Below are 24,605 nucleotides of genomic sequence, written 5' to 3' on the forward strand. Positions count from 1 at the left end.
AAGGGGGACGACGGGAGATGGTACGCCGGGTCATCGGATCGTCAGAACCCGGCATATCCCCCGCACCCCGGCCATGAAGGGCGTCTCCTCTCCGAGGAGGGAGGTGACGGCCGGGCCGGCCCGGCACACCGCCTCGTCGTACGGCAGGTACGTGATCGTGGTAAAGAGATGGCAGGGGCCGACGGCACGCCCCACCTCCTCCAGGTCGGTCTCACCGCAGACCCGGTTCACGACCAGGTGAATGTCTCCGATCCCGAGGGCGCGGGCGAAGACGGCCGCCCGGAGAGCGACGGAGAGAGCGCTCTGCGAAGGATCCGCCATCACAAGCGCCCTGGAAAACCCCTCCGCCACCGCCCGCCCGAGGTGCTCCACCCCGGCAAGGGTGTCGAGGAGGACCACCCCCTGTGTCCGGCGGACGAACTCACCGATCATTCCTCCGGGACAGGTGCTCCCCGCCTCAAACAGGGTGAGACGCTCGCCGAGCCGTACTGCAGAGTGCTCCGGGGTATCCGGGAGGCCGGGTCGGAGGTGCAGGAGCGTACCGGTCCCGCCCGCATCCTCCTCCACTGCACCTCCATGCAGGAGCGGCGGCACGATCCCGGCCCCGGGAGGATGCCCCAGGGACGCGGCAAGACGCCGCTCCGGATCGGCGTCCACGGCGAGCACCTCCAGGCCCTGCATGACAAAGAGATGGGCAAGGAGGGCGACAAGGGCGGTCCTGCCCGTGCCCACCCTGCCGGTGACGAGGAGCCTGAGCCCCTTCTCCTCTTCCCTGACCACGTTCCTCATGACATCGAACGCCCGCTGGATCCCGTCCTTCTCGATCATGGTCCCGGCCCCGGATTCCGCTCATTCGTCTTCCCGGATCCGTCTCGACAAACATGGACGCTCCCCTCTTCAGACCGGGCAGACGCTGCCTTCATCAGGGAGAGACACAACCCTTCATCTTGTGAAACCGGGATCAGCCGGCAACAAAAATCTCCATTTTTATCCCCATCGTCCATTCCCCCTCTGTAACTCCGGGTATTCCATACCGCTCCTCGGCAATAACTCTTGGGGCCGGGATCGGGTCTCGGGAGAGGATTAAAAAAATGCTTCAGGGCTATAAAAAGGCCCTGATGACGCGAGCGAGCCTTTCCATCCCTTCTTTGATGCTCGCCTCGTCGGCATTGGAGAAGTTCAGGCGGATAGTATTCTCCCCGCCGCCGTTTGCGTAGAAGGGGACACCCGGCAGGACGGCGACACCCTCCTTCACCCCGGCATAGAAGACGTCCATCGAGGAGACGCCCTCGGGCAGCGTGACCAGCATGAACATCCCCCCCTGCGGGGTGGTGTGGGTGACGCCGGCGGGGAAGCGGTCGTCGAGAAGGTCGCACATCAGCCGGCAACGTTCGCCATAGATCGCAGAGACCCTCCTGACATGGGCGTCGAGGTCGGTCCGGGTGAGGTAGCGGTGGAGGATCATCTGGCAGAAGAAGTTCGAGTGGAGGTCGGCCGCCTGTTTGGCGACATTGAACTGCTTCAGGATGGGGGCAGGGGCGTAGATCCATCCGATCCGCATCCCCGGCGCGACGATCTTGGAGAATGAGCCTGAGATGAGCGCACCGTCGGGGAGATACTTCTTCACCGGAAGACGGGGTTGGCCGTCGAAGAAGAGTTCTCCGAAGGCGTCGTCCTCGTAGAAGACCGTCCCCGAATCTTCGAGGATCCCGGCGACGGCACGGCGCTTCTCCTGCGAGTACGTGAGGCCCGAGGGGTTCTGGGAGTTGGGGATCCCGTAGAAGAACTTGGGAGCCTTCTCCGTGACCATCGCCTCGAAGGCATCCAGATCAGGCCCGTCCTCTTCGAGAGGCACGGCATGGAACTCGGGCCCGTACATCGAGAAGGCCTCGATGGCCCCGAGGTATCCGGGCCGCTCCACCCCCACGACGTCGCCGGGGTCGAGGAAGATCTTGGCCACCAGGTCGAGGCACTGCTGGGAACCGTTGACGATCTGAATCTCCGAGGCGGTGGCCGGAAGGCCGAGGCGTTGCCGGTATCGTTCTGCGATGAACTCCCGCAGCGGCAGGTAACCGTCGGTCGTCGAATACTGGAGGGCGCACTGCCCCTCCTCGTCCAGCACCTCGCGGGTGACGCGGGCGATCCCGTCCACGTCGATGAGCGAACCGTCCGGGAGGCCACCGGCAAAGGAGATGACGCCGGGTTCTCCCGAGACCCTGAAGAGTTCTTCGATAAATGATTCAGGCGCCTTGTACATCCGGTCTGCAAAACGATAGCTCATCATGATCCTTATCTCCAGTCCATATTCTCCCCGGACACACCTGAACTCTCCATATTCTCAGGTCAGGGCGCCGTGGCAGGACGTATTTCACAGATTCGAGGAGAGAGACCAAAAACATATCCCGCTATGGGAGTCGTCACAACGTTTATCCCTTCCGGAGGCCGATGCCGGTCGATGAAGTATCCGGTCATGACCGTCGCTCTCCTGATCCTTGCCCTCGCCCTCGGCGCCGCCGGGTGCATGGGGGCACCGGACATGGTCAGGGTCGGCGAAGAAGAGAACGGGAGCACGGTCACGGTCGCCTCGGGCGGGCGGGTGGTCATCACCCTCCCGTACGACACCATCTCAGGGAACCAGTGGCGGACCGACCTCAGCGACGGCCTCGTCATCACCGACGAACAGACCATGCCGGGGACACAGGAGTGGACGGTCGAGCCTCTCTCCTCCGGCACCTTCACCTTCAGGGCCTTCCTGGTCGGGGCATGGGATCCCGAGACGAAGGCGGAAAAACAGTTCGTGCTGACCATCAGGGCGGTCTGAGGAGGGCGCCGGAAGGTGAGAGACAGATCTTAGAAAAGAAGATGGGATCCGGATAGGCATGGTTGAAGGGAGACGACCTCAGGAAGAGTAATCGCCCCCGCCGACGCTGCCTCACCCCTCTCACAACAAATCCTTCCGTCTTCTTCTCGGCACGCACTCCTCGGTCCGCTCGATCAGCCCGTCCTTCAGGTAGATCACCCGGCAGAGATAATCGATATGCCAGTCCTCGTGGGTGACCATCACGATCGTCTGGCCGCGTTCCTCGTTGAGGCGCTCGAAGAGGTCGAGGATCGTCCTCGAGGTGGTGGTGTCGAGGTTGGCGCACGGTTCGTCGGCAAAGAGGATGGAGGGGTTGTTCACCAGGGCGCGGGCGATGGCCACCCGCTGCTGCTCGCCGCCCGAGAGTTCGCTCTGGAGGTGACCCCGCCGCTCCCACAGCCCCACTTCGGCCAGGATCTCCGCGCTCACCTTGACCGCCTCCTCCTTGTGCATCCCGGCGACGAGGGCCGGGAGAAAAACGTTCTCCTCCACGGTCAGTTCGGGCATGAGGGCATAGTCCTGGAAGACATAGCCCAGACGGTGCAGCCGGAACCTCGTCTTCTGCCGCTCAGAGAGGGCGAGGACATCGGTCCCGTCGATCGCGATGGTGCCGGCGGTCGGGCGGTCGAGGAGGCCGAGGGCATGGAGGAGGGTCGACTTGCCAGAGCCCGACGGCCCCATGATCCCGACGAACTCGCCGCTCCCGATGGTGAAGGAGACCCCGCGCAATGCATGGACCGCGACTTTCCCCATCATGTAGGTTCTGGCAAGGTCGGTGACGACGATCATCTCCTACCCCCGGATCGCATCCAGGATCTCCTCCCTGGTGGTCAGCCATGCCGGGACATACCCGGCGACGAGCGAGACGGCAAAGAGCCCGAGGATACTCCGGGCGATGATCCAGGCACCGACCACCGGCCGCACCTCGCCGCCCGGAAAGACCAGGGGGTTGGCGGTGAGGTACAGGAAGAGGGCGGCGGTGAGGGCACACCCGACCGCCGTACCCAGGAGAGCGATGAAGGCGACCTGGGCGACGTACGAGGTGATGATCACCTGCCGCTCGATCCCGATCGCCTTGAGGATCCCGATCTGCTTGCGCTTGTTGACGGTGTTGATGAAGATGATGATGAAGATGACGACGATGGCGATGATCAGGGAGACCAGGGTCGAGATGGCGTTGATGATGTCGAAACTCCCGATGGCGTCCTTCACAAACCCCTGCGCCTTCTCCCTGAAGGTCTTGACCTCCTCCTGGACGCCGTAACTCAGGAGGGTGACCTTCATCTCGGCCTCGGTACCGGGCTCGGTCAGCCTGACCAGCACCTGGGAGGCCTGGTCCGAGAGGCCGTAGACCTCCTCGATCTCCTGCGTCGTGACATAGGCCTGGGCGTCCACCCCGACTGCCTGGGTCTCGATGATCCCCTTCACCCGCAGGTCCCTGGTCACCCCGTTCCCGAAGGTGACCGTGACCGTGTCGCCGACCTGCACCCCGCCCAGCGAGTCGATCTTGTCCTTGGTCTCGTCCTCGTTGCCTGCAAGGAGGGTGCCGAGGAGGACCTGGTCCTTGTCGCCGTCGGAGAGGAACTCACCGTCCACGACCCTGGAGGCGATCTGCGTCACCTCCCGTTCTTCGCTCGGCCGAAACCCGACGACCGAGGTGGCGAGCGAGGTGCCCCTGTACGCGATGGTCGCCCCGACCAGGATCCGCGGCGAGGTGCCGGCGACGCCCGGCACCCGGTCGACCCGGTGCGTGAGGCAGGATACCTCGTCGATGTAGAGGTCGTCCTCCCGCGGCTCGATGACCAGATCGCCGTAGGTGTAGTCGACCGACTGGCGATCGAAGATATCGATGACCCCGAGAATGATGGAGGGGAGGAAGACCAGGTTGACAAAGACGAGGGCGATGATCGCCACGGTCAGGAAGAAGGTCCACCGGTTCCCGCGCTGCACCGCCCGCATCGCCAGGAAGAGCGAGACCGAGAGACTCATCGTCTTCACTCCTCCTCACGCGTGCGCCGTCTCATCCAGAGAAAGACTCCGACCGCCGCCACGACGAGGACGACGACGGCGACGAAAAGTCCTGACCGGTCGGTGGCCTCGACGGTAAGACTGAGGTTCTCTTCGGCGAGATGCTCTCCCCGGTCGTCCTGGTAGGTAATGGTCAACCGGTAGGGCCGGTCGCCGGCCTCGCCGGCCCTGAGAAGGAAGACCGCCGGAGCGTCGTTGTCGGGCTCGATCGTCCCGACGAAGGCCTCTTTGTTCCCCTCATAGGGGAGATCGACCGTCGCCCGCACCGAGTTGGCGTCGTCGGTGCCGGTGTTCTCGATCCTGATGATGAGGGTGAAGGGGTCGCCGGCGGCAAGGCGGGGCGGGTCGGTGGAGAGGGAGGCGATCCCCATCTCGGCCCGCCCCTTCACCTGCACCCCGACGCTCTCGTTCATCTTCGTCTCCGTGGTGTCGGGGGCGCGGTAGGTGACGGCGAGCGGGACCTGCTGGATGCCGGTCGGGGTCTTCCGGTCGGTCGAGAAGGAGAGGTTGAGCCCGATTTTCTCGTCGGGTTCGAGCGACTCGAAGTAATAGTTTTCAGGAGTGAGGGAGACGAGAGAGTCGTTGGGCGAGACCCGGACCGAGAGGTCGCGGGCCCTGGCCCCGCCGACATTCGTGAGGACAAGACCGAGGGAGAAGGACTCCCCGGGAACCACCTCGTCGGGAACGGTCCTGGCCACCGTGATCGCCGGTCTCTTGATGACGGCATAGGCCGAGTTCACATTCACGGGAACCGGGAACTTCACGCTCCGCGCCCCCTGGACCCGCACCCAGGCCTCGGGAAAATAGATCCCCTCCTCGGCCGGGGCCCTGACCAGGAAGGTGAGAGTGACCGACTGACCGGGACCGACCTCGCCGACCTGGCCGTAGGCCCCGTTCAACACCTGAAGCCCCTCGCCCTTGAGGGTGACGCTCTCGACATAGGCGTTGATGGCCGTGCTCGTCGTCTCGGTCCTGGTCTCGGTCCCCGGACCGGCCGAAGAGTCCGAACTGGTCCTGACCGCCTCTTTTGCGGTGTTGGTCAGGGTGACGGTGATCGTCCCCTCGTCGCCGGGCATCAGCACCCGGGGAGTGAGCGTGGCATTCGTGACGATCACCGTCGGTTCGTCGGCGGCCGCATGGAAGACCAGGCAGAGGACGGCAAGTATGATCAGCAGCGGTATGCGGTGATCCGTGGAACTCCCCCCACACCGGGATCGGGAGGACGACATATTATGGTTTTGTTGGTTCTGTAGAATCGGGCATGAACCCCGGGTTCAAGCATACGGGATGAAAATTGCTTTGATCAGCGTTTCGAGATTTTGAGGGATCCCTTTTCTCATGACCGGGAGAGATCATTCTTTCGCCGCCCCTCGGCTATCTTCGTCGTGGGGGGTCCGGGGGGTGCAAACCCCCCGGCAGGAGAGAGCAAGGAACCATTCTTTATGCTTTCTGTGGGCGGCACCTCTGATCGGTCTGCCTTCCTTCGTCACTCACGTCGGGGGCACTGCCCCCTGATCTCACGCCGACCTTGATCTTCGCACTCTTCGATCTCGCCTCTTCCCCTGTCCTTGCCGTGGGGAAGAGAGGACAACCCATATCACATCTCACCGCGAAACCCGGAACGATGATTGGCGCTCCGCCTGACGGAACCGGGATCGTCCTCGACACCCAGGCATATCTCGGATGGGCCGGACCGTTCTGGACAGCGGTCTCCTTCACCGGGGCGGCGGCGTTCTTTCTCCTCCTTCTCCCCCTCATCTACTGGTGTGTCAGCCCTCGCCTGGGGCTGCGGCTCGGTCTCCTGCTTGCGATCTCGGTGGGGATCAACACGAGCGCGAAACTCCTCCTCGCCACCCCGCGTCCGTACTGGGTGAGCACCGCGGTGCACCCCCTTGCTGCCCATCCTTCCTTCTCGATGCCCTCCGGGCATGCCCAGAACGCCGTCCCCTTCTGGGGGCTCCTCGCTGCCTGGACCGGGTGGAAGCGGTGGGCGGTGGCCGGGGCGACGGCGCTCGTCCTCCTCACCGGGCTCTCAAGGATCGTCCTCGGCGTCCATTATCCCGGAGATGTCCTGGCCGGCTGGGCGGTAGGGGCCGTGCTCCTCGTCGGGTTCCTCATGCTGGAGAGGCCGGTCTCGGCATGGACGACGGGCGCCCCCTGGCCCGCGAAGATCGCGGCCCTCCTCATCGGGGCGGCCGCCCTGGTGGTCCCTGCGGCGGTGGCCGTCCTCTGCCTCCGGGAACCCCTCCCGGCGGCGTGGATCGATACGGCGACGGCGACCTCGGGTCTTCCGGCGGCGCTCGCCATCGATCCCTACTCGATGACCCCGGCCCTCTTTGCCGCCGGCACGCTCTTCGGGATCGGGAGCGGAGCGATCTGGACCGGGACCGACTTTGGGGTGGGCGGGAGGCTCAGGGTGCGGGCCGCCCGCTATCTCCTCGGGATGGCCCTTGCCGCCCTCATCTGGGCGGCCCTCACCCTCCCCCTCCCCTTCGGATGGGTGGGCGGTGTGTCGGCCTGGCTCCTCGACCTCCTGCGCCCGGCGGCCCTCGGGTTCTGGATGGCCGGAGGTGCCCCGCGGCTCTTTGCCGGGTTCGGGCTCCTCGGCACGGAAGAGGACAGGGGGCGGAGATGAGGAGAACAAAATACTATCCAGAATCTTCCCCTGACGGTGCCATGTCCTCTCTTCTCTTCCCGGACCTCACGGAAAAAGAAACTCCAGGACACTCTCCGGGAATTATCTCACAAGAAGCGTTCAGATCTATCGGATCTCTCCTCCGCACCGGATGAGAACTTAAATTTCACCAGGCACAATAGATCCAGATATATAGAAATTATTTAATTTTGTAGCGCCATCCCAGGGGTATGTTCAGGATCCATGGGGTCGGCCCGACGACCCCTCTCACTCAGCGCGGCACCCGCCTCATCTGCTGGTGGATGCTCATTTTTCTTGCCCTCGTCCCGGCAGGAGCGGTCGGGCTGCAGGTCGGCGTGGAGGGGGATCTGCCCGGCGAAGTCGCCGAAGGGGAAGAAGTAAACTTCACGCTCACCCTCGCCGGCCTCCCGCCTGCGGCCGACGACCTGGTCCTCGAGACCGATCTCGTCCCTGAGGACGGCACGCCGCTCTTCTCGGTTGAAGGAACAGAGACCGTCTCCAACAGCACCCCCTTCATCGTCCCCCTCCCCGCGGGGAACGGGCCGCTGAAGATCGCCGTCACCGGCCAGGCCCCCAGGGCCGCGGATGTGCGGCAGTGCGGGGCGGTCACCCTCACCACCTATGACCCCAGGCTGAGCGGCTATGCCTACTACCGGGTAAGGTTCACCGACGACGAAGGCAACCGCCTGGCCGAGAGCGACACACGAGTCTTTGCTCTGAAGGTCGAGGCCATCGAGGAGTTCAACGAGAAACTGGGAGGGATCTCGGACCCCTTCATGGACGCCTACCTCCAAGACCTCTTCGACAAAGGGCTTGTCGGGGAGGCGAACGCCCTTGCCGATCACGAACTCGCGAAAGAATCGACGGTCCCGACCCTCTGGGCGGTCGCGGGCATCGTCCTCGCCGCAGTCCTGGCCCTGGTCATCGGGATCAGGATCGGCGGACGAGAATATGAGGTGAGCGAAGAATGAAGCGTGAGAGAGAGACGGGGACCGCCCTCCAGCTCCCGATCGACCTGACCCTCTGCGGTCTTGGCGGGTGCGGGAAAAAACTGGTCGGCGAGATCTGCAGACAGGAATGGTTCCTGGACTATTACTCCAGGACAGGCCGGCACCTGAGCATCTATACGATGGACACCGACGCCAACGAGCGGTTCCAGGACGAAGCCATGCGGGAGAGGGTGCTTGGGATCGTCGACTCGCTGGGCGGCCGGGGCAACATCGAGTACGACACCCTGTACCTCCCGAACCTCGCAAACATCAGCCAGGTCTCCGACCTCGCCGGCCTGGACATCGCCGAGAAGATCAAAGGGAGCAAGTCCGAACCCGGCACCGCGGTCTGGTGGCTGAACGATCCTTCGGAAGACGGCCTGCACTTCGACGAACTCAGGACCATCGACCCCTTCGTCACCGACGACTTCGGCGGCGGGGTGCACCGGCGGCGGGCGATCTCCAAGGCGATCCTGTATAAGGTGATCAACGAGGGACAGGCGGGCGGGTTTCCCATGTTCTCGACGATGGGCACGACAGTGCTTGTCGTCGGACTCGGCGGGGGAACCGGTTCGGGGATGTTCATCGACCTCGCCCGGTATATCAGGGGACAACGGGGCGAGACCGCCCAGATATGGCTGTATATCGTCCTCCCGACCACCATGGAAGGCGAGAAGGAACAGCTCAACGCCGCCGTCGCCCTGACCGAACTGGAATATCTCAACCAGAACGAACGCCTCTTCAACTACATCGTCCTCACGCCACTCGGCCCGACCGGCTACAAGAAGGGCGAGGAGGCACGGGAGGAGGTGCACGAGTTCGACGCCGTCTTCCCGTACATCTTCACCAACTTCCTCCACCTCGAGAAGGGCGACATCAACATCGGAGACGCCAAGAAGCCGTACGCCTCGTTCATCATCGCCGACGCCCATGTCATCTCCTATCCGGTCGAGGAGTTGCGGCGCTTCAAGGAGGAGTACGAGGTGGTCGTCGAAGAACTGGAGGAGATCACCGCCAGCAGGAAACACCTCAACCAGGCGGTCGGCGACCTCCTGGACGAGGCCGGCCTGACCGCGGTGCTCCCGCCGACCAGAAGCGACTTCGACTATATCAAAAAGGAGTTCGGGACCATCGAGAAGGTCTGGAGGAACGAGATCGGCAGGTTGCTCGACTACCAGACCGGCAGCGCCGTCGAGTTCTTCATCGAGAACAATGTGCCGCCTGAACTCCGTCCCGACATGGTCAGGACCTACGACGACCTCGTCGCCTTTCTCGCCAGGGTCAGGACCTTCGCCCAGGCGGTGAAAGAGGACGAACTCAAGGACGACCTCGACCGAAAAATCTTCCGGAGTCTCCCTGAGTCGTTCCATGCCCTTGAGACCACGGCCAGACTTTTCAGGCGGGTCGCCGCCATCGACGACGAGGCGATGCACGCCGCCCTGATGGAGACCCTGAAAGGGCGCGAGGAGATGGCGCCGTTCGTGAGGGAGGTGGACGGCAGACGAAAAGATGTCCTGGACGAGGCCCATCTCCTCGAAACGGCCCTGGCGGAGAAGAAGGGCGACCTCGACCGGATGGAGGCGCGGAGAGAGGAGATCGACCGTACCGTCGAGCACACCCTCTCTGACGTCGACATCATGCTCGACCAGTTCGTCACCCTGAAAGAGAAGATCAGGGTGATCGAGGGGCCGGAGAAGGGGTTGCAGGAGTCGATCAACAGGAGCGTCGAGGCCCTCCAGAAGAAGAAGGTCAGGGCCGTGGACAAAGAGGGATGGCTCAGGGCCGCGGGGGTCGCCGAGGTCCAGCGGGAGATCGCGGCGTTGTCCCATGAGAGCGGCGAACGGCTCGACGACCTGGCCGACCTCGTCGAGGCGATCGCCCTCTACCACTATTACGCGATGCGGGTGGCACAGATCGACGCCGGCGGCATCGGCACCAGAATCGTCGGGTTCATCAACAAAAAACCGGCACGAGAACGGAAAAAATTCGAGGCGCTGAGACGAGAGAAGGAGGAGTTCATCAAGGCGAATGCGAAATACTGGAACCTCGAGATCGATCCTTCCTTTGAACTCAGGTTCCCTCATGACTTCATCGTCGCCGGTCTGCAGCGGCGGGCCGAGGAACTGCGGAGAAAGATCACCGAGACCCTCTTCGCCCAACTCCCGCTCGACGACCCGGAGGGGGTTGCGGCCCTCTTCGAGGCCGGCGAGCGCGGGACGATCAGGGCGGCCCTCAGGGACCGCCTCACCGCAGCGGCCCTCAGACAGGAGGGGTTCACCGAGCGGTACGCCGCATACGAAGCGGAGTACTCGGAACTCAGCAGACAGACCCGGGAGAAGCAGGAGATGGTCCGCGCCCTCGAGGAGACCGAAGAGGTGGCCGACCGCACCTTCCCGCATAGGCGGGAGATCAACCGGCATTACCGGACCTTCTCGGATACCATCGTCAGGATCAACGAGGAGAAGGCCTACGGGAAACACACCCGGAAAGGTCTCTATATGACAAACTTCGGGGACATCAACCCCAGGATCCTCTCGCTCATCCATGAAGACTCCTCATTGTGGGACCTGGACTGGGAAGACAACGGCCGCAAAGAACTGGACAAACTGGTGGCCGAGATCACCGGGACCTACAAACATCTCATCGACAACTACAAACTCGGCATCCACAACCTGATGGTCCCGATCAGCGCGACCGAACGGTGGAACTTCGGGAAGGTCGGTCTGATCGTCGCTTCGCCCTCGGACTACATCGCACGGACCATCGCGAGCGCCCGGGTGGGGGACCTGATGACCCGCGAGGTCAACGAGACCCTTGCCCTCAGGAACATCAACGACTCCCGTCTGGTCACGCACCACCACACCCGGCCCTGGGAGATCGCCCTCACCTTCGTCGCCTCCGCCTCGTTCCTGGACAATGTCTCGCCACTCATCGCCGGAGGCGGATACTGGGAGATCTACGAGAAGAACCGGGACAACATCCTTCACCATGTCCTCCTGATGCACGAAGGCAAATATATCACCAGAGAACGTCTTCTCGACCTGAAAGATGCCGGAAAACTCTCGAACCTGGAGAAAAAAGGGAACAATATCTCTGATGCGGTCCTGGATCTCTACACGATCAAGGGGATCCGGGAGGCACTGCCCAGATGAGAGTGCACAACCGGGAATGGCTGATGAGGGAGGGGGGTGTCGTGGTGCTGGTCCTCGCCCTCTCGGTGCTGCTGCTCCGGACCGCACCGGAGGTGATTACCGGGCCGATACCTTCGTGGTCAGGGGTGCCGGCCGCGTTCTGTCTGGGCTTTCTGGTCCCCGGCGCACTGGCTCTGCTGCTGGAAGAGCGGACGAGGCCGGGCGGGGCGACGCTGCTCGCCCTCACCGTACCTCTCTTCTCTTTCTCTTTTCTTCACTCACCCGCACCGGCGTCCGTCGCCCTCCTCGCCGGCCTGGGCACCGGAGCAGCCGTGGCCATCGGTACCTTCTGGAAGAACCGTGCCGACATCCTTTCATGGACCGCCCGTTTCGTCGTCAAACTCTTCTCGGTCACCCTGGCGGTCGTCATCATCCTCCTGCTCGTCTCCGCACCCGTCCTCTCCCTGGGGGGCGGGTTGGCCGTTCTCCTCGCCCTCACGCTCCTTGTCCTCTGGAGCGTCCGCCGGGTTCGGAGGACAGAGACATTCATCCTGGGCCCTAAAGGGTCTGGAAAGACTCTCCTGCTCCTCGCGATGTACAGTCATCTCGTCAGGGAGTTCTCAGGGCAGAGAGAGGAGGTGATCTTCGCGGGGGACGAGGAGCAGATGCGGATCGAACACCTCCTCTCCGACCTGGAGGACGGAACCCTCCCACCTCCGACAGAGGAGACCGGCCTTGCGGTCTATCGACTTTCAGGGCGGAGGTTCCAGGTCGCGCCGGTCAGGACCGCCTTCATCGACTATGCCGGGAAGTACGCGGCCCCGCTCTCCAGGGCGGCATATGCCGACGCCCTGAAGAGGATCGCCGCCGCAGTCGGGGCCGAACCGCGCCGGGTCGAGGCGAAGATCAGGAGGTTCGAGTACCTGCAACACCTCAAAGAAGACCACGCTGCTGTGGTCGCCGGGGAGATGGACGCCCTCGTCCCGGTTTGCGTCCACCGGCACCTTGAAACGGCCGGGAAGGTGCTCTTCCTCATCGACGGCGATCATATCGTGGGTTTTCATCAGGACGGGCGGAGGGCGCTGACCCATCTCTTCGGGCAGTACTCGCGGGTGATGGAGGCCCTGGGTGACGATCGGGTCTACGGTTTTGTCGTCACCAAGACCGACAGGATCCGGGACCTTGCAGAGGTCGACGACGCATCCGAAGGGGCCGAGCGGATCGAACGCGAGATCTACCAGCAGCTTATCCAGATCAGCACTTTCAACGAGATCCATAACCGCGCCCTCTCGGTCCCGGTCTATTTCCTTGCGGTCAGCACTGATGCAACGCTCAGGCCGGCCGGGGCCGGAGAAGGCAACGGTCGGGAAGAGGTGCTCAGGCAACTCTATCCCTGGAGGATCGGCGAACTGGCGAGGTTCGGGTTCTGAAGCGTTCGTCTGGGAAGGGGGGAGAAAGAAGATGGGAGAGAGGGTCGAGAATGTTGTCGTCCTCCTCGTCGGGGTGATCCTTCTCATCGGCGCCCTTGCAACGACACAGCCCTTCCCTCCCTTCACCCCCGGGGAGAACGGAGAGGTGACGACCCCGGCGCCCACCCCCGAGAGCACCGATACGCCGGACACGACCAGAGAGATCTTTCGCTACGCCTCTGCGGAGTACGAGAACCAGACCTTCACCGTGCCGGTGAACGTGACGGCACCGCCGCTGACGGTCAGGTACACGGTCACCCCACGGTTGATCACGGAGGGCCCGGACCGTGTCCCCTCCCCTGAATCCTGGTTCGTGGTCAGGATCGTCGACGAGGAGGGCACCGTCGTCAGGGAAGACGGATACGGCACACCCGCCGGTGAAAAAGGAGGGTATAGCCGGAACGAGAAAGGAACGCTCGAGGTCTTTGCCACAGGAACCTACACCGTCGAGGTGAGGTTCAACGAGATGATCGCCGAGGTCGTCGTCGGGACCGCGGGGCCTCCTCTCATGTTGCCATCCCAAGGATCTCCTTCAGCCTGACCAGGTGCCCGACCTCGTTCCCGTCCCGGTCGGCGATGAGGTCCACCCAGAGTCTCGCGGTCCTGTTCCTCCCGTCCCGTGCGTTGACCCGGACCACCGAGGGCCGGTCGAGGAGGGCAGCGGCATGGATATCGTTGAGAAGCGTCATCCTGCCGAACCTGACCGGCGGGGACGACCGCCCTTTCATCACCAGCACGGCAGGCAGGGGTCTGAGAAAGGCCTCCTCATATCCCCACCCGGTGAGGCGGCAGGCAAACCAGTTCATGAAGATGATCCCGCCGTCCTTGCCGGTGAGGAGATAGGCGTCGTCGCGGGCCATCATCGAGAGGAAGGCGGTGCGCTTCTCCTCGTGATCAGGGTTGTCCAGCAGGAAGGTGTGGTACGCGTCTTCGATCGCAGCGCCGAAGGACGCTTCCGTGGAGGGCCAGACGACATACCCGATGGGCTCCGCTTTCCTGGCCCGTCCCAGGGGGTCGAGACCGGCGTGTGTCGCCAGGAAGACCACCGGGGTGTGCAGGCAGTGAAAGATAAAATCTGCAGTATCGATCCCGTCGAAGGTCGTCCTGAGGTCGATGTTCATCAACACCAGGTCGGGAGCCCCTTCCACCACCTGCCTGAAGGCCCCAGCCGGAGTGGCGGCCGTCCCGGTCACGCGGTAGCCGAGGCTGAGAAGCATCTCACCGATCTGTTTAGCAAGACCGGTATCGTCGACGATCAGGACAGCGGGCTTTATTTCAGACACTATATCACACGATCCCTCATGAAAAGGACATGCGACTATATTCTGAAAATAATATATATGGATTGCGCAATTCAGGCGTGCAATAAAGAACCATACAGATTTTGTTGGGATCGTCCCCGGGCGGTGACGACGAAGAAGGCGGCGGATGGATTGATGAACGGGCTGGATCTTCTCTGGTTGTGTGAAACGGCAGGTCGGCACCCAGATGTCTGGACTGTAGATGTCCTTGATCACGCTCATCATGACGGAACGATGGGCAAGAACACCGCTCAATCGCGGCCTCGCACCGGGGGGCGGCGATGAAACCGGATCTTCCAGATGCCCTCTCGAGGACGGGGACCCGCCCACACGCTGAAGCCCAGCTCAGAACAATGATCAATCGCGTATGCTTGCACCCCTGGTTCATGTCCGATTCTACAAAACTAAAAAAGGCCCCTGTAAAATTTGGCATGAGATGAGAGGAAGCCTCAAGCATACGGAATGAAAATTTCTCGTCGCTTGTTCTCTCATATTGAGACAGGAGAATCGGCGGAGACCTCAATCCTTCGCCGCACCCGCCCCATCTCCTCGCGAGACGGCAGGAACGATCATGCGAGAGGGGGCGGCACGTTTGGATCATCACCCCGGCCTCTTCGTCATGACCCCGAAGATAGAACCGGGACGAGAGATAGTTGCTCTTTTTTTCAGCGGAGCACACCGACCCTTGCCGTCCCCCGTCCTATCTTCTCGCGAGATAACAGAAAAGATTCAATGATCGGGGACGGCCTTTCTGATCGTCATGCCGCCCTGTCCCCGTGACCCCGGAGATAGAACCTGGACATGAGAGGGCCGATCCATTTGCAGCGGGAGCACACAATCTTCGCCGCCCCCCGTCTATCTTCTCGCGAGATGGCAGAACAGACGCTGTGACAGGGGGCGGCACGTTTGGATCATCACGCCGGCCTCCCCGTCATGATCCCGAAGATAGAACCGGGACATGAGAGGGCCAATCCATTTTCGGAGGGAACACGCGTGATGCCACCCTCACCCTATCTCCTCGCGAGATGGCAGGAACGATCGTACGAGAGGGGGCGACACGTTTGGATCATCACGCCTTCCCCCCCGTCATGACCCCGAAGATAGACCCCGGACAGGAGAGGAGCGATCATTCATCAGCAGGAGTACACCACTTCATCGCCGTCCCCCCTATCCTCACGTGAGATGACGAAACAGACTCGATGATGGAGGGGCGGCGATGGAGCGAGGTATCAACCAGTTCTCCTGTCTTAATATGGGAGATCAAGCGACGAGAAATCTTCATCGCGTATGCTTGAACCTCAGGTTCATCCCCGATTCTACAGGGCCAAAAAAAGAGAAGACCTCAGATCCCGCCCCGGCGTCGCCGCCATACCTCGAGCAGGCCGAAGCACCCGGTAAGCATCATGTCCCCGAAGGGCGCCGCCTGATAGGCGTCGGGCAGGAGACGGGCGCGGTTCGGGCCGGTGACCGCGATCGGCGTCTCGCCAATCGCTTCCCTCACGGCGGCGCCGTGCCCGCCGTCCTCGAAGACCTCCTCGTTGGTGAGGGTGCCGCCCTGCAGTTTCCCGAGGAAATGGGCGAGCCGTGCGGGGCCGAGGGAGGAGGTGTGGTGCTCGAAGAGCCCCAGCACCTCGGTGCCCTGCAGGGTGAAGGCGAGCGTGTGACCGTTGCCGACATTGACCAGAGTCACGCCGTCGCCGTCGGCCTGCTCCCTGACCCAGGGGTCGAGGAGAGCGCCGATCGCCGCCACCGCCCCAGTGTCGGTGACCAGGGCGCCGGGCGCCGCCGAGAGGACGGCCTGCATCCTGCTCATCGCCGGGTACGGCGGGTCGGGGGCCAGGGCGAAGAGGTCCCAGTTCCCTTCTTCCAGGAGTCTCCGGAAGACCGAGAAACGGAAGACCCGGTTCGAGATCTTCGGGGAGAACCCGTGGTCCTGGACGGCGATCGCCACCCGTTCGGGATAGGAGACGCCGAAGAGCGAGAGGGCGGTCTGGAGTTCGTGCGCCATATAGTCCCCGGTCCGCACCGTGACCGCGCCTTCCGGCGCCTCGTCGGCGACTTCGACTCCGAAGGCCGCCACCCGTGCCGGGTCGTCGTGGACCGTCAGGGCGGCCTCGGGCGTGGCCGTCACCCTGACGCCTGCGGCCAGGGCCTCCCGCACCGCGAGCACGCTCCCGCCCCCGCCCATGCACGCACCCTCCAGATGGATGGGGCGGCCGGACTTGGCGGCCGCACGGACGGCTTTGCCGACGACGACCGTCGGTGATGGGAGGACCAGTTTGACCGAGTTCTCGACCGGTTCGTCGGGATCGTACAGAAGGACGTCCTGTGTCCCCCGCCCGACATCGATGGCAAGGACCCTCCTGTCAACCATCGATCACGCCTCCAGCTTTCCCCTGACCTGCGGATCGCCGTGGTATTCCTTGAACCGTTTCAGGGAGACGGTCAGGTCGCGGGTAAAGGCAAAGTAGCCGATCTGCGTCTTTTTGCAGAGGTTCATCGCCATGTCGTACAGCCCCCGCGGGTCGGGCCGCGCCTCGCCGAGCCAGATATGGAAGATGTTGCCGCCGTCGACGATCGGGAAGAAGACGTGCTCCACCTCCATCCGTTTGGTGAGCGGGACATCGGCCCCGGGCGAGACATGGGTGCCGTTGGTGTAGTAGACCGGGAGGTCCCGCGTCGTCCCGCAGTCGGCGACCGCCGTCTCCGCGTCGCCCTGCATCACGCCGAGCGCCGCCTCCCTGAACTGGTCGTCGAGCATGTCCGCGACCGCAAAGCGCTGCCCGGTCGTCTCGGCCGGCGTCCGCGCCAGGGCGATGGTCATCCCGTTCTTCTCGGAGAGCGTCCGGGCATAGAGTTCCATTTCGGTCATCGCCCGCACCGCCATCTTGAAGGCCGCCTTCGACTCGTGGATCTGGTGACCGGTGTGGTACTGGACCATCTCGTTCACCCCCACGACCCCGATGGTGTAGACCAGGCTTTCGAGGTCGACAGCCACCGCGCCGCGCTCGCCGGTCTGCGGGTCTTTCGGCCGCTGCATCGCAAAGGGCATCCGGCCGTTCGTCCTGATCGTCTCCATCCACCGGCGTTTGACCTTGAAGACCTCGACGGCCACGTCCATCAGGGCGCGGAGTTCGGCGAAGAGCCGTTCGTCCTCGCCTTCGGCCTTGAAGGCGGCACGCGGGCAGTTGACCGAGACGACCTCCCAGGAGCCCATCGAGAAGTGCGAACCGTCCTTGAAGTAGAGTTTCTCCTCGAAGTGGTCGTCCTTCTCGTAGGTGGAGGAGAACTGGTAGGCGCAGCACTGGTAGCACGAGATCCCTTTCCCCGCGCCGCGGTACGGCGGGAGCTGGTTGTCGTAGTAGGGTGTCCCGAACTTGGAGGCCAGTTCGAAGGTGAGGAGATAGAGGTCCTGGTAGGACGGAAGGTCGGGGTGCGTACGGTTGAACGCCTCGTCCTCCTCCATGAAGTCGGGTTCGATGGAGATCTCGGGCTTCGGGAAGGAGAAGGGTTTCCCCCAGTAGTCGCCCTCCAGCATCACCTCCATCATCGCCTTGAAGAGGAGACGGACCTCGCGCTCGAACTCGCCGTAGGTCCGGAGAGGCGCCTGTCGACCGTCCCAGACCTTGCCCTTGAAGACGCAGGGCTTCTCCCGCCAGAGCGTCGGGACGCCAGGCGAGAGCTGGACCGAGGAGAAGACGAGCTGTCCGCCGCGGGCGACCATCATCTGGGTCATCTCGTAGACGAACATCTGCATCAACTGCCTCATCTCACCGTATTCCATTCCCTCGAAGTACGGGGCCATGAAGGTGAGGAAGTTGTAGTAGCCCTGCCCGCCGGCGAAGTTGGTCTGGGCGCTCCCGAGGGCCTTGACCGCATGGAGGACCGCGACCTCGGCGCGTCTGGCCGGCCCGGCGACCGAGGCCTTGGTGCCGTTGCCGTCGGGCATCAGCCCGTAGTAGAAGAAGTAGCGGAGATCCCAGTCCTGGCAGAACGGGCGCGTACCAAAGTATTCCAGGTCATGGATATGGAGGTCGCCGGCCAGGTGGCGGTCGGCGAGGTCGGGTGGGAGCTGGAGGAGGTACTGCTCCTTGGAGATCTTGTCGGCCTTCTTCTTATGCGAGGTCTCGGCGTTCTCCTGGAGGTTGGCGTTGTCGTGGGCCTCGAAGCCCCGGCCGACGTCGATGAGGTGGGCGTCGTAGACCGGGGTGCCGACCCTGGTGCAGACGTTCCTGTACTCCACCATCCCCCTCTCCAGGAAGACCATATTGACGATCTCGCGGATCAAGGCACCTGAAAGGAAACGCAGGCCCAGTTTGCGGATCCGCTCCTCGACCGCCTTGGCGATCTCATCGGCCTGCTCTTTCGTCGCCGGTGCATAGCCGTAGAAATGTTCGACAAGCCTGGTCTCGTTCTCGATCTGGGCGACGATCTTGGCGCGGTCCCACTCGAAGATGTGCCCCTCGGTGGAGCGGACCTTCGGGAGGGGCGGGACGAAGACACCGTCAAGCGTCGCCTGTTTGCTCTGCCGGTCCACCTTCACTCACCCGAGGCAAGACCGTCGACGAGTTCGCCGCGCACATGTCCGTCCTCGAAGAGGTCTGAGGAGGTGTAAAAGTCGTCCCCGATCCGGAGTACCGGGGCTTCGTTGACAAAGACGCCGTTCACTCGCATTTCGGTCAGTGACTCGGCAGATGAAAGGTCCTGCTCCTCATAGGGATAGCCCTTCTCGGTGAGATATGCCTTGAGGAGGTCGCAGTTCGGACAGAATTCAAGGGTATAAACAGTAAATTGCGGACATTCAGCCATGGAAAATACTCTCCCACGATCCTCTGGGGTGATCAGTTCAGCCCGTATAGTATCGGGATGATCCCATATGGATTGATCCCATCAGAATGGAAGACCTTCAGTGGGAGAGTGAATGAAGGTTGTGATCTCGTGCGATGGTGCTTTGTAGAATGGTGGCATATCATGCTGGTATGGTCCGGGCCTTTGTCGCAATAGAACTCTCTGAAGAGGTGAAAGAGGGGCTGCGGGACGCACAGGAGCACCTCGAAGGCTGCAGCGCGCGGCTGAAGATGGTGGACCCGGCGCTGGCGCATATCACTCTCAAATTCCTCGGTGAGGTCGAATCTGAGCGGATCGAGCAGGTGGAGGAGGCGCTGCGCGGGGTGCGGGGCGCGTCCTACACCCTCACGGTCGGCGGGGTCGAGGGGAGCAACCGGCGCCGCCCGCGGGTCGTCTGGTGCACGGTGTCGGACGGCGGCGAAACGGCCCGTCTGGCCGGGGCGGTGGAGAACGCCCTTGAACCGCTCGGCTTCGAGCGGGAGAAACGGCGGTTCACCCCGCATATCACGCTGGCGCGGGTGCGTGAGTTCGATCCCTCGCTCCTTGAGGCGATCGAAGACCTTGCCGGGGCCCAACCGGGATCGTGCAAGGTGCGGGCGGTCGCCCTCAAGAAGAGCACCCTGACCAGGACCGGCCCCATTTACGAGACCCTGATGGAGGTGCCCCTGAGTGAAGAGTGAGGTCGAGGAGGCGGTGCTCGGGCGGATCAGGCCCCGTCCGCCCGAACAACAGGAAGTCCTCGGGGTGGCCGAGGAGATCATCGGGGCGGTGAATCTCTCCGGCCGGGCCGAGGCGATGCTCGTCGGGTCGGTGGCACGCGGCACCTGGGTGCGGGGCGACCGCGACCTGGACATCTTCATGCTCTACGACCCGGCGCTCCCGCGCGAGGCGCTGGAGGAGGAGGGGCTCGGGCTTGCCAGGGACGTTGCCAAGCGGTTCGGGACCGACTGGCGGGAGAAGTACGCCGAGCACCCGTACATCAATGCGACGATCCGCGGGATGGACGTCGACCTGGTCCCCTGCTACCGGGTGGCGAGCGGGGCCGAGATCAGGAGCGCGGTCGATAGAACGCCGTTTCACACCCGGTATATCAGGGAGCGGATCGCACCCTTCGTCGAGGACGTTCTGCTCCTGAAACAGTTTACGAAGGCCGGCGGGGTGTACGGTTCCGACCAGATGACCGAGGGGTTTGCCGGGTATCTCTGCGAACTGCTGGTCCTCCACTACCGGGGGTTCACGCCGCTGGTCGAGGCCGCGGCCCGATGGCGGCCCGGCCTTTTCATCGACCTCGAAGGGCATGCGGCCAAGTCCTTCGACGACCCGATGGTGGTCATCGATCCCGTGGACCCGAAGCGGAATGTGGCGGCCTCGGTCTCCATCTCCAAGATGTTCGCCTTCGTCGAACTCTGCCGGGGGTACCTGGCGGCGCCGTCCGAGAACTTCTTTTTCCCGCCGCCGGTGGCGCCCTTCACCCTGGAGGAGTTCGGGGTCGAGGTCGCCCGCCGCGGGACGCACCTCTTTGCGGTCTCGTTCGAGACGCCGCCGTTCATCCCCGACGTCGTCGTCCCGCAGCTCCGCCGGAGCCTGGAAGGGATGCGGGCCCTCCTCGAACGTTCGGGGTTCGTGGTGAACCGTGCCGAGGAGGCGATGGGGGAGGAGCGGTGTCTGCTCCTCTTCGAACTCTTCAGCCGGGAGATGCCGGCGGTCGTCCGGCATATCGGCCCGCCGGTCTGGAGCCGGTCGAATGCCGAAAAGTTCGCGGGCAAGTGGCGCGAGTGCGAGCGGTTCGCGGGGCCGTACATCGAGGACGGCCGATACATCGTCGAGGTGGAACGGAAGTACACGCATGCCGCCGACCTCCTGGCCTCGCCCGAGGTGCTCGGCGTGGGCCTGGGCAAGCATGTGAAGAAGGCGATGGAGAAGGAGTGGGTGGTGCTCGAGGGCCTGGAGTGCTGGAGCCCTGAGTTCGCCGGGTTCCTTACAACGTTTCTGCAGAAGGAGACGCCCCTGACAAGGGTGTTGCGGGCGCGGACAGAGTGAGTGTTCTTTCGGGCGTGTAAAATTCCTCAGGACGGTCGTCCCTGTGGGGTGCTGGCCCCCCCTCCGGGCCTTACGCATCAGGGTAGAGGCAGGGGACGACACCCCCCCTCTTCAGGTGTATCAATGACGCCTTCTCAGGGGCCCAGGGGCCGGACCCCCGGCGCGTATGATGAGAGAAGGTGTGATGATCAGAGGTGCCACCCCGAATCGTCGAGATTTCCCTGCCATCTTGCGCCGGGGGGGAACCCCCCGGACCCCCCACGACGAAGATAGCCGGGGGGCGGCGATTGCGTAAGGTGCCCATCGATTCTCCTGTCTTGAAAAAAGAGCGATCAAGCGACGAGAAATGTTCATCGCATATGCTTGAACCGCAGGTTCATGCAAAATTCTACAAAAGCCGAAAAATGTTCGCGCCCTGGCCACTTCTGAGATCTGTTCAGGGACAATTTTCGGGGCCCATTCCTGGACCCCCAGAAACTGGTGAGAGAACAATTGGTGGAGAGAAGGCTTAGACCGCCTCCTCTCCCTCCTCGCCGGTCCGGACGCGGATGACACGCTCCACAGGCAGGACAAAGATCTTGCCGTCGCCGATCTGCCCGGTCCTGGCCGCCTTCGCAATGACGTCGACGACCACATCGACCCGTTCGTCAGGGACGACCAGTTCGATCCTGGTCTTGGGGAAGAAGTCGACGAGGTACTCGGCGCCGCGCCACTGCTGCCTGACACCTTTCTGCTGTCCTCGACCCTTCACCTCAGAGACGGTCATGGAGACCATCCCGATCTCTTCAAGGGCGACTTTCACGTCCTCGAACTTTGTCGGCCTGATGATTGCCTCGATCTTTTTCATCGCTCCACCTCTGTTGCAGGTTCGGTAGGCACGAAGTTCGGGTAGGCCGACATCCCGTGCTCACCGATGTCGAGCCCCTGGAGTTCCTCGGCGGCGGAGACCCGTATCCCCACGACCATCTTCAGGAGGCCGAAGAGGAGCAGGCCGGTGCCGAAGGCCCAGACGAAGTTGACCGCGACCGATATCGCCTGCACAACGAAGAACCCCATGTTGCCGTACAGGAGACCGGTCACGCCACCGTAGGTGCCGTCGGCAAAGAGGCCGAGAGCCAGGAGACCCCAGGCGCCGTTGATGCCGTGGACCGAGATCGCACCGACGGGATCGTCGATGTGAAGTTTCCAGTCCAGGAACCAGACGCCCAGGATGACAAGGGCACCGGCGACGATGCCGATGAGCACCGAGACCGGAGGACTGACCCAGGCGCACCCGGCGGTGATGGCGACAAGTCCGGCGATCGCCGCGTTGCCCGACATCGAGACATCGGGTTTGCCGTGCCAGGCCCAGGTGATCAGCATCGCGGTCACGAGGGACGCCGCCGCGGCCAGCGTGGTGTTTGCTGCAATGACCGAGATCCTGAGAGTGTCCGCAGCAAGCGTCGAGCCGCAGTTGAAGCCGTACCACCCGAACCAGAGCACGAAGACCCCGAGGATTCCCAGGGTCACCGAGTGGCCGGGGATCGCCCGGGGCGTGCCGTCTTTCGCATACTTCCCGATGCGTGGGCCGAGCAGGAAGGCCGCGGCCAGGGCAAGCCATCCGCCCAGAGCGTGGACCACGCCGGAACCCGCGAAGTCGAGGGCGCCGAGGTCGGCAAGCCACCCGCCGCCCCAGAGCCAGTGGCCGTAGATGGGATAGATCACCGCAGTGATCGCGGCGCTGGCGACGACGTAGGTCGAGAACTTGCACCTCTCCGAGACCGAGCCCGAGACGATGGTGGCGGCGGTCGCCGCAAAGACCATCTGGAAGAACCAGGACTGGATGGTCGTGACATCATAGGCGTCTCCAGTCAGGAAGAAACCCGACCAGCCGAAGAGCCAGTTCAGACCCTCCATCGTGCCGTACATGATGGCGAACCCGACCGCCCAGTACGAGAGGGCGCCGACCGAGAAGTCCATCAGGTTCTTCATCATGATGTTGGCCGCGTTCTTTGCCCGGGTAAACCCGGTCTCGACCATGGAGAACCCGGCCTGCATGAACATCACCATGAAGCCGCAGATCAGGATCCAGATGAAGTCCAGTACCGCACCAGGGTTTTCTTCAAGGGTCGCCGCACCGCCCGGGTCTGCCGCCGCGACGGGCGCGGCAAAGAAGCCCAGGCAGGCGAAGACCAGCAATGGCAAGAGTCTGTGTCCTGTATGCATGGATGTGTCGCTCCCTCCTCTGCGAGGAGATGGAAAGAAGTTTCCATCCCACGTATAAAAATATATGCACAGCGTCGGATACAATATATCTAACCCAGCATACCAATGCACCCCATGATCTCCCCCAGAGATATCCTCCGGCCCGGGCGCAACCCCCGGCAGGACCCCCACCCCCAACCCATATCGACAGAGATATAAAACGTGAGGCATTCACGATTCCATAGACCCCATGAGCACCGTCGCGGGGTCAACACCCCGGAGGTTGAACCATGGAAGAGTACGAAGACCCATTCTGCCAGAGCTGCGGAATGCCAATGAGAAATCCCGGCGATCACGGCACAGAAGAGGACGGATCCCCCTCCGAAGACTACTGTGTCCACTGCTACCAGCAAGGATCGTTTGTCGACCCGGACATCACGATGGAGGAGATGGCCGAGTTCTGTGCAAAGACGATGGCAGACATGAACATTATGCCCCACGATGGAGCAAGAGACCTGATGTACGCCCTTTTGCCCACCCTCAAACGCTGGAAGACCTGAAAGCCCGTTCGGACCCCACATATTGGATCGGCGAGATGATTTCCGGCAATGCCCGGGAATAAAACAGAAATATGACCTTGTAGAATTGCCCATGAACCCGGGCTCAAGCATACGGGATGAAAATTTCTCGTTGCTTGATCGTTCTTTTTCAAGAGAGGAGAATCGGTGGGGATCGTGTTTCATCGCCGCCCCCACCTATCTTCGTCGTGGGGGGTCCGGGGGGTTTCCCCCGGCGCGAGATGGCGGTGAAAATTCTGCGATGAGGGCGGCATTCTGATCATCACACTGCCCTCCGTCAATCGCGCCGGGGGAGCTGCCCCCTGACCCCCGGGATGACGACAGGGACGGGAAGGCGCCTTTGCTGATCCTGAAAAAGAGGAATACCGTCCTCTCCCCCATATTCTGCAAGGAGAACCGGAAGAGAGGCATGCTGAATTTCTGGAAGGTAGTGTTTCGGTTCGAGAGAGTATTCAAGTCCCAGAGAGTTCTGGAATTTGCTCCCCGGTTCACCACTAAAATCCCCCCCGCAAAAAAAGAGA

Annotated in this window: 20 protein-coding genes; 9 read left to right on the top strand and 11 right to left on the bottom strand. The window is 62.9% G+C overall.

What is annotated here, in order from left to right:
- Positions 1 to 30 precede the first annotated feature (30 nt).
- Entirely contained in the window at positions 31 to 828 is a 798-nt protein-coding gene (locus E2N92_RS05055) for an ATP-binding protein (protein WP_220682603.1), read from the bottom strand.
- A 274-nt stretch (positions 829 to 1,102) separates the two neighbouring features.
- On the bottom strand, positions 1,103 to 2,281 hold the full coding sequence (locus E2N92_RS05060; protein ID WP_220682949.1) for an aminotransferase-like domain-containing protein: 1,179 nt from the start codon (positions 2,279 to 2,281) through the stop codon (positions 1,103 to 1,105).
- 174 nt (positions 2,282 to 2,455) lie between these two features.
- Between E2N92_RS05060 and E2N92_RS05065 the strand changes: the two genes are divergently transcribed.
- Complete coding sequence (locus E2N92_RS05065) at positions 2,456 to 2,821, top strand: protease inhibitor I42 family protein (protein ID WP_220682604.1); 366 nt, start codon at positions 2,456 to 2,458, stop codon at positions 2,819 to 2,821.
- Positions 2,822 to 2,941: 120 nt separating this feature from the next.
- Here the strand turns inward: E2N92_RS05065 and E2N92_RS05070 are convergent, their stop codons facing one another.
- Genes E2N92_RS05070 through E2N92_RS05080 form a run of 3 tightly spaced genes read right to left on the bottom strand, consistent with a single transcriptional unit; the run spans position 2,942 to position 6,117 of the window.
- Complete coding sequence (locus E2N92_RS05070; RefSeq protein WP_220682605.1) at positions 2,942 to 3,649, bottom strand: ABC transporter ATP-binding protein; 708 nt, start codon at positions 3,647 to 3,649, stop codon at positions 2,942 to 2,944.
- A 3-nt stretch (positions 3,650 to 3,652) separates the two neighbouring features.
- Positions 3,653 to 4,849 (bottom strand): ABC transporter permease, encoded by a 1,197-nt coding sequence (locus tag E2N92_RS05075; RefSeq protein ID WP_220682606.1) that lies wholly within the window; start codon positions 4,847 to 4,849, stop codon positions 3,653 to 3,655.
- Between the two features lie 5 nt (positions 4,850 to 4,854).
- Positions 4,855 to 6,117, bottom strand: coding sequence for a COG1361 S-layer family protein (locus tag E2N92_RS05080; RefSeq protein WP_220682607.1), 1,263 nt, complete (start codon positions 6,115 to 6,117; stop codon positions 4,855 to 4,857).
- 395 nt (positions 6,118 to 6,512) lie between these two features.
- Here E2N92_RS05080 and E2N92_RS05085 point away from each other — a divergent pair, with 395 nt between their 5' ends.
- The 5 genes from E2N92_RS05085 to E2N92_RS05105 all read left to right on the top strand — a co-directional run bounded on the left by E2N92_RS05085 (position 6,513) and on the right by E2N92_RS05105 (position 13,674).
- Positions 6,513 to 7,523, top strand: a complete 1,011-nt coding sequence (locus E2N92_RS05085) for a phosphatase PAP2 family protein (RefSeq protein ID WP_220682608.1) — start codon at positions 6,513 to 6,515, stop codon at positions 7,521 to 7,523.
- Between the two features lie 230 nt (positions 7,524 to 7,753).
- The gene (locus E2N92_RS05090; RefSeq protein WP_220682609.1) at positions 7,754 to 8,515 is read left to right on the top strand and encodes a hypothetical protein; all 762 of its coding nucleotides are present in this window, start codon (positions 7,754 to 7,756) and stop codon (positions 8,513 to 8,515) included.
- Complete coding sequence (locus E2N92_RS05095) at positions 8,512 to 11,685, top strand: tubulin-like doman-containing protein (RefSeq protein ID WP_220682610.1); 3,174 nt, start codon at positions 8,512 to 8,514, stop codon at positions 11,683 to 11,685. The genes E2N92_RS05090 and E2N92_RS05095 overlap by 4 nt, the downstream gene beginning before the upstream one ends.
- Positions 11,682 to 13,094: a hypothetical protein gene (locus E2N92_RS05100; RefSeq protein ID WP_220682611.1), complete on the top strand. Its 1,413-nt coding sequence runs from the start codon at positions 11,682 to 11,684 to the stop codon at positions 13,092 to 13,094. Before E2N92_RS05095 ends, E2N92_RS05100 begins: the two co-directional genes overlap by 4 nt.
- Positions 13,095 to 13,125: 31 nt before the next feature.
- Entirely contained in the window at positions 13,126 to 13,674 is a 549-nt protein-coding gene (locus E2N92_RS05105; RefSeq protein ID WP_220682612.1) for a hypothetical protein, read from the top strand.
- Here E2N92_RS05105 and E2N92_RS05110 read toward each other — a convergent pair.
- The 4 genes from E2N92_RS05110 to E2N92_RS05125 all read right to left on the bottom strand — a co-directional run bounded on the left by E2N92_RS05110 (position 13,640) and on the right by E2N92_RS05125 (position 19,243).
- Entirely contained in the window at positions 13,640 to 14,416 is a 777-nt protein-coding gene (locus E2N92_RS05110; protein ID WP_220682613.1) for a response regulator, read from the bottom strand. The genes E2N92_RS05105 and E2N92_RS05110 overlap by 35 nt on opposite strands.
- A 1,360-nt stretch (positions 14,417 to 15,776) precedes the next feature.
- Positions 15,777 to 16,808, bottom strand: coding sequence for a DUF1786 domain-containing protein (locus E2N92_RS05115; RefSeq protein ID WP_220682614.1), 1,032 nt, complete (start codon positions 16,806 to 16,808; stop codon positions 15,777 to 15,779).
- A gap of 3 nt (positions 16,809 to 16,811) precedes the next feature.
- Positions 16,812 to 18,971 (bottom strand): anaerobic ribonucleoside-triphosphate reductase, encoded by a 2,160-nt coding sequence (nrdD, locus tag E2N92_RS05120; RefSeq protein WP_220682615.1) that lies wholly within the window; start codon positions 18,969 to 18,971, stop codon positions 16,812 to 16,814.
- A gap of 2 nt (positions 18,972 to 18,973) precedes the next feature.
- On the bottom strand, positions 18,974 to 19,243 hold the full coding sequence (locus E2N92_RS05125; RefSeq protein ID WP_220682616.1) for a glutaredoxin family protein: 270 nt from the start codon (positions 19,241 to 19,243) through the stop codon (positions 18,974 to 18,976).
- 149 nt (positions 19,244 to 19,392) lie between these two features.
- Here E2N92_RS05125 and thpR point away from each other — a divergent pair, with 149 nt between their 5' ends.
- Positions 19,393 to 19,962, top strand: a complete 570-nt coding sequence (gene thpR, locus E2N92_RS05130; RefSeq protein WP_220682617.1) for an RNA 2',3'-cyclic phosphodiesterase — start codon at positions 19,393 to 19,395, stop codon at positions 19,960 to 19,962.
- The gene (gene cca / locus E2N92_RS05135; RefSeq protein ID WP_220682618.1) at positions 19,952 to 21,322 is read left to right on the top strand and encodes a CCA tRNA nucleotidyltransferase; all 1,371 of its coding nucleotides are present in this window, start codon (positions 19,952 to 19,954) and stop codon (positions 21,320 to 21,322) included. The genes thpR and cca overlap by 11 nt, the downstream gene beginning before the upstream one ends.
- A 508-nt stretch (positions 21,323 to 21,830) precedes the next feature.
- Here cca and E2N92_RS05140 read toward each other — a convergent pair.
- On the bottom strand, positions 21,831 to 22,169 hold the full coding sequence (locus tag E2N92_RS05140; protein WP_220682619.1) for a P-II family nitrogen regulator: 339 nt from the start codon (positions 22,167 to 22,169) through the stop codon (positions 21,831 to 21,833).
- Positions 22,166 to 23,527 carry an ammonium transporter gene (locus E2N92_RS05145; protein WP_220682620.1) on the bottom strand — a complete coding sequence of 454 codons (1,362 nt, stop codon included), beginning with the start codon at positions 23,525 to 23,527 and terminating at the stop codon, positions 22,166 to 22,168. The genes E2N92_RS05140 and E2N92_RS05145 overlap by 4 nt, the downstream gene beginning before the upstream one ends.
- A 269-nt stretch (positions 23,528 to 23,796) precedes the next feature.
- Between E2N92_RS05145 and E2N92_RS05150 the strand changes: the two genes are divergently transcribed.
- Positions 23,797 to 24,066 (top strand): zinc ribbon domain-containing protein, encoded by a 270-nt coding sequence (locus tag E2N92_RS05150; RefSeq protein ID WP_220682621.1) that lies wholly within the window; start codon positions 23,797 to 23,799, stop codon positions 24,064 to 24,066.
- The last annotated feature ends 539 nt before the right edge of the window (positions 24,067 to 24,605 follow it).

It is taken from the genome of Methanofollis formosanus, from assembly GCF_019633745.1.
GTDB lineage: Archaea > Halobacteriota > Methanomicrobia > Methanomicrobiales > Methanofollaceae > Methanofollis > Methanofollis formosanus.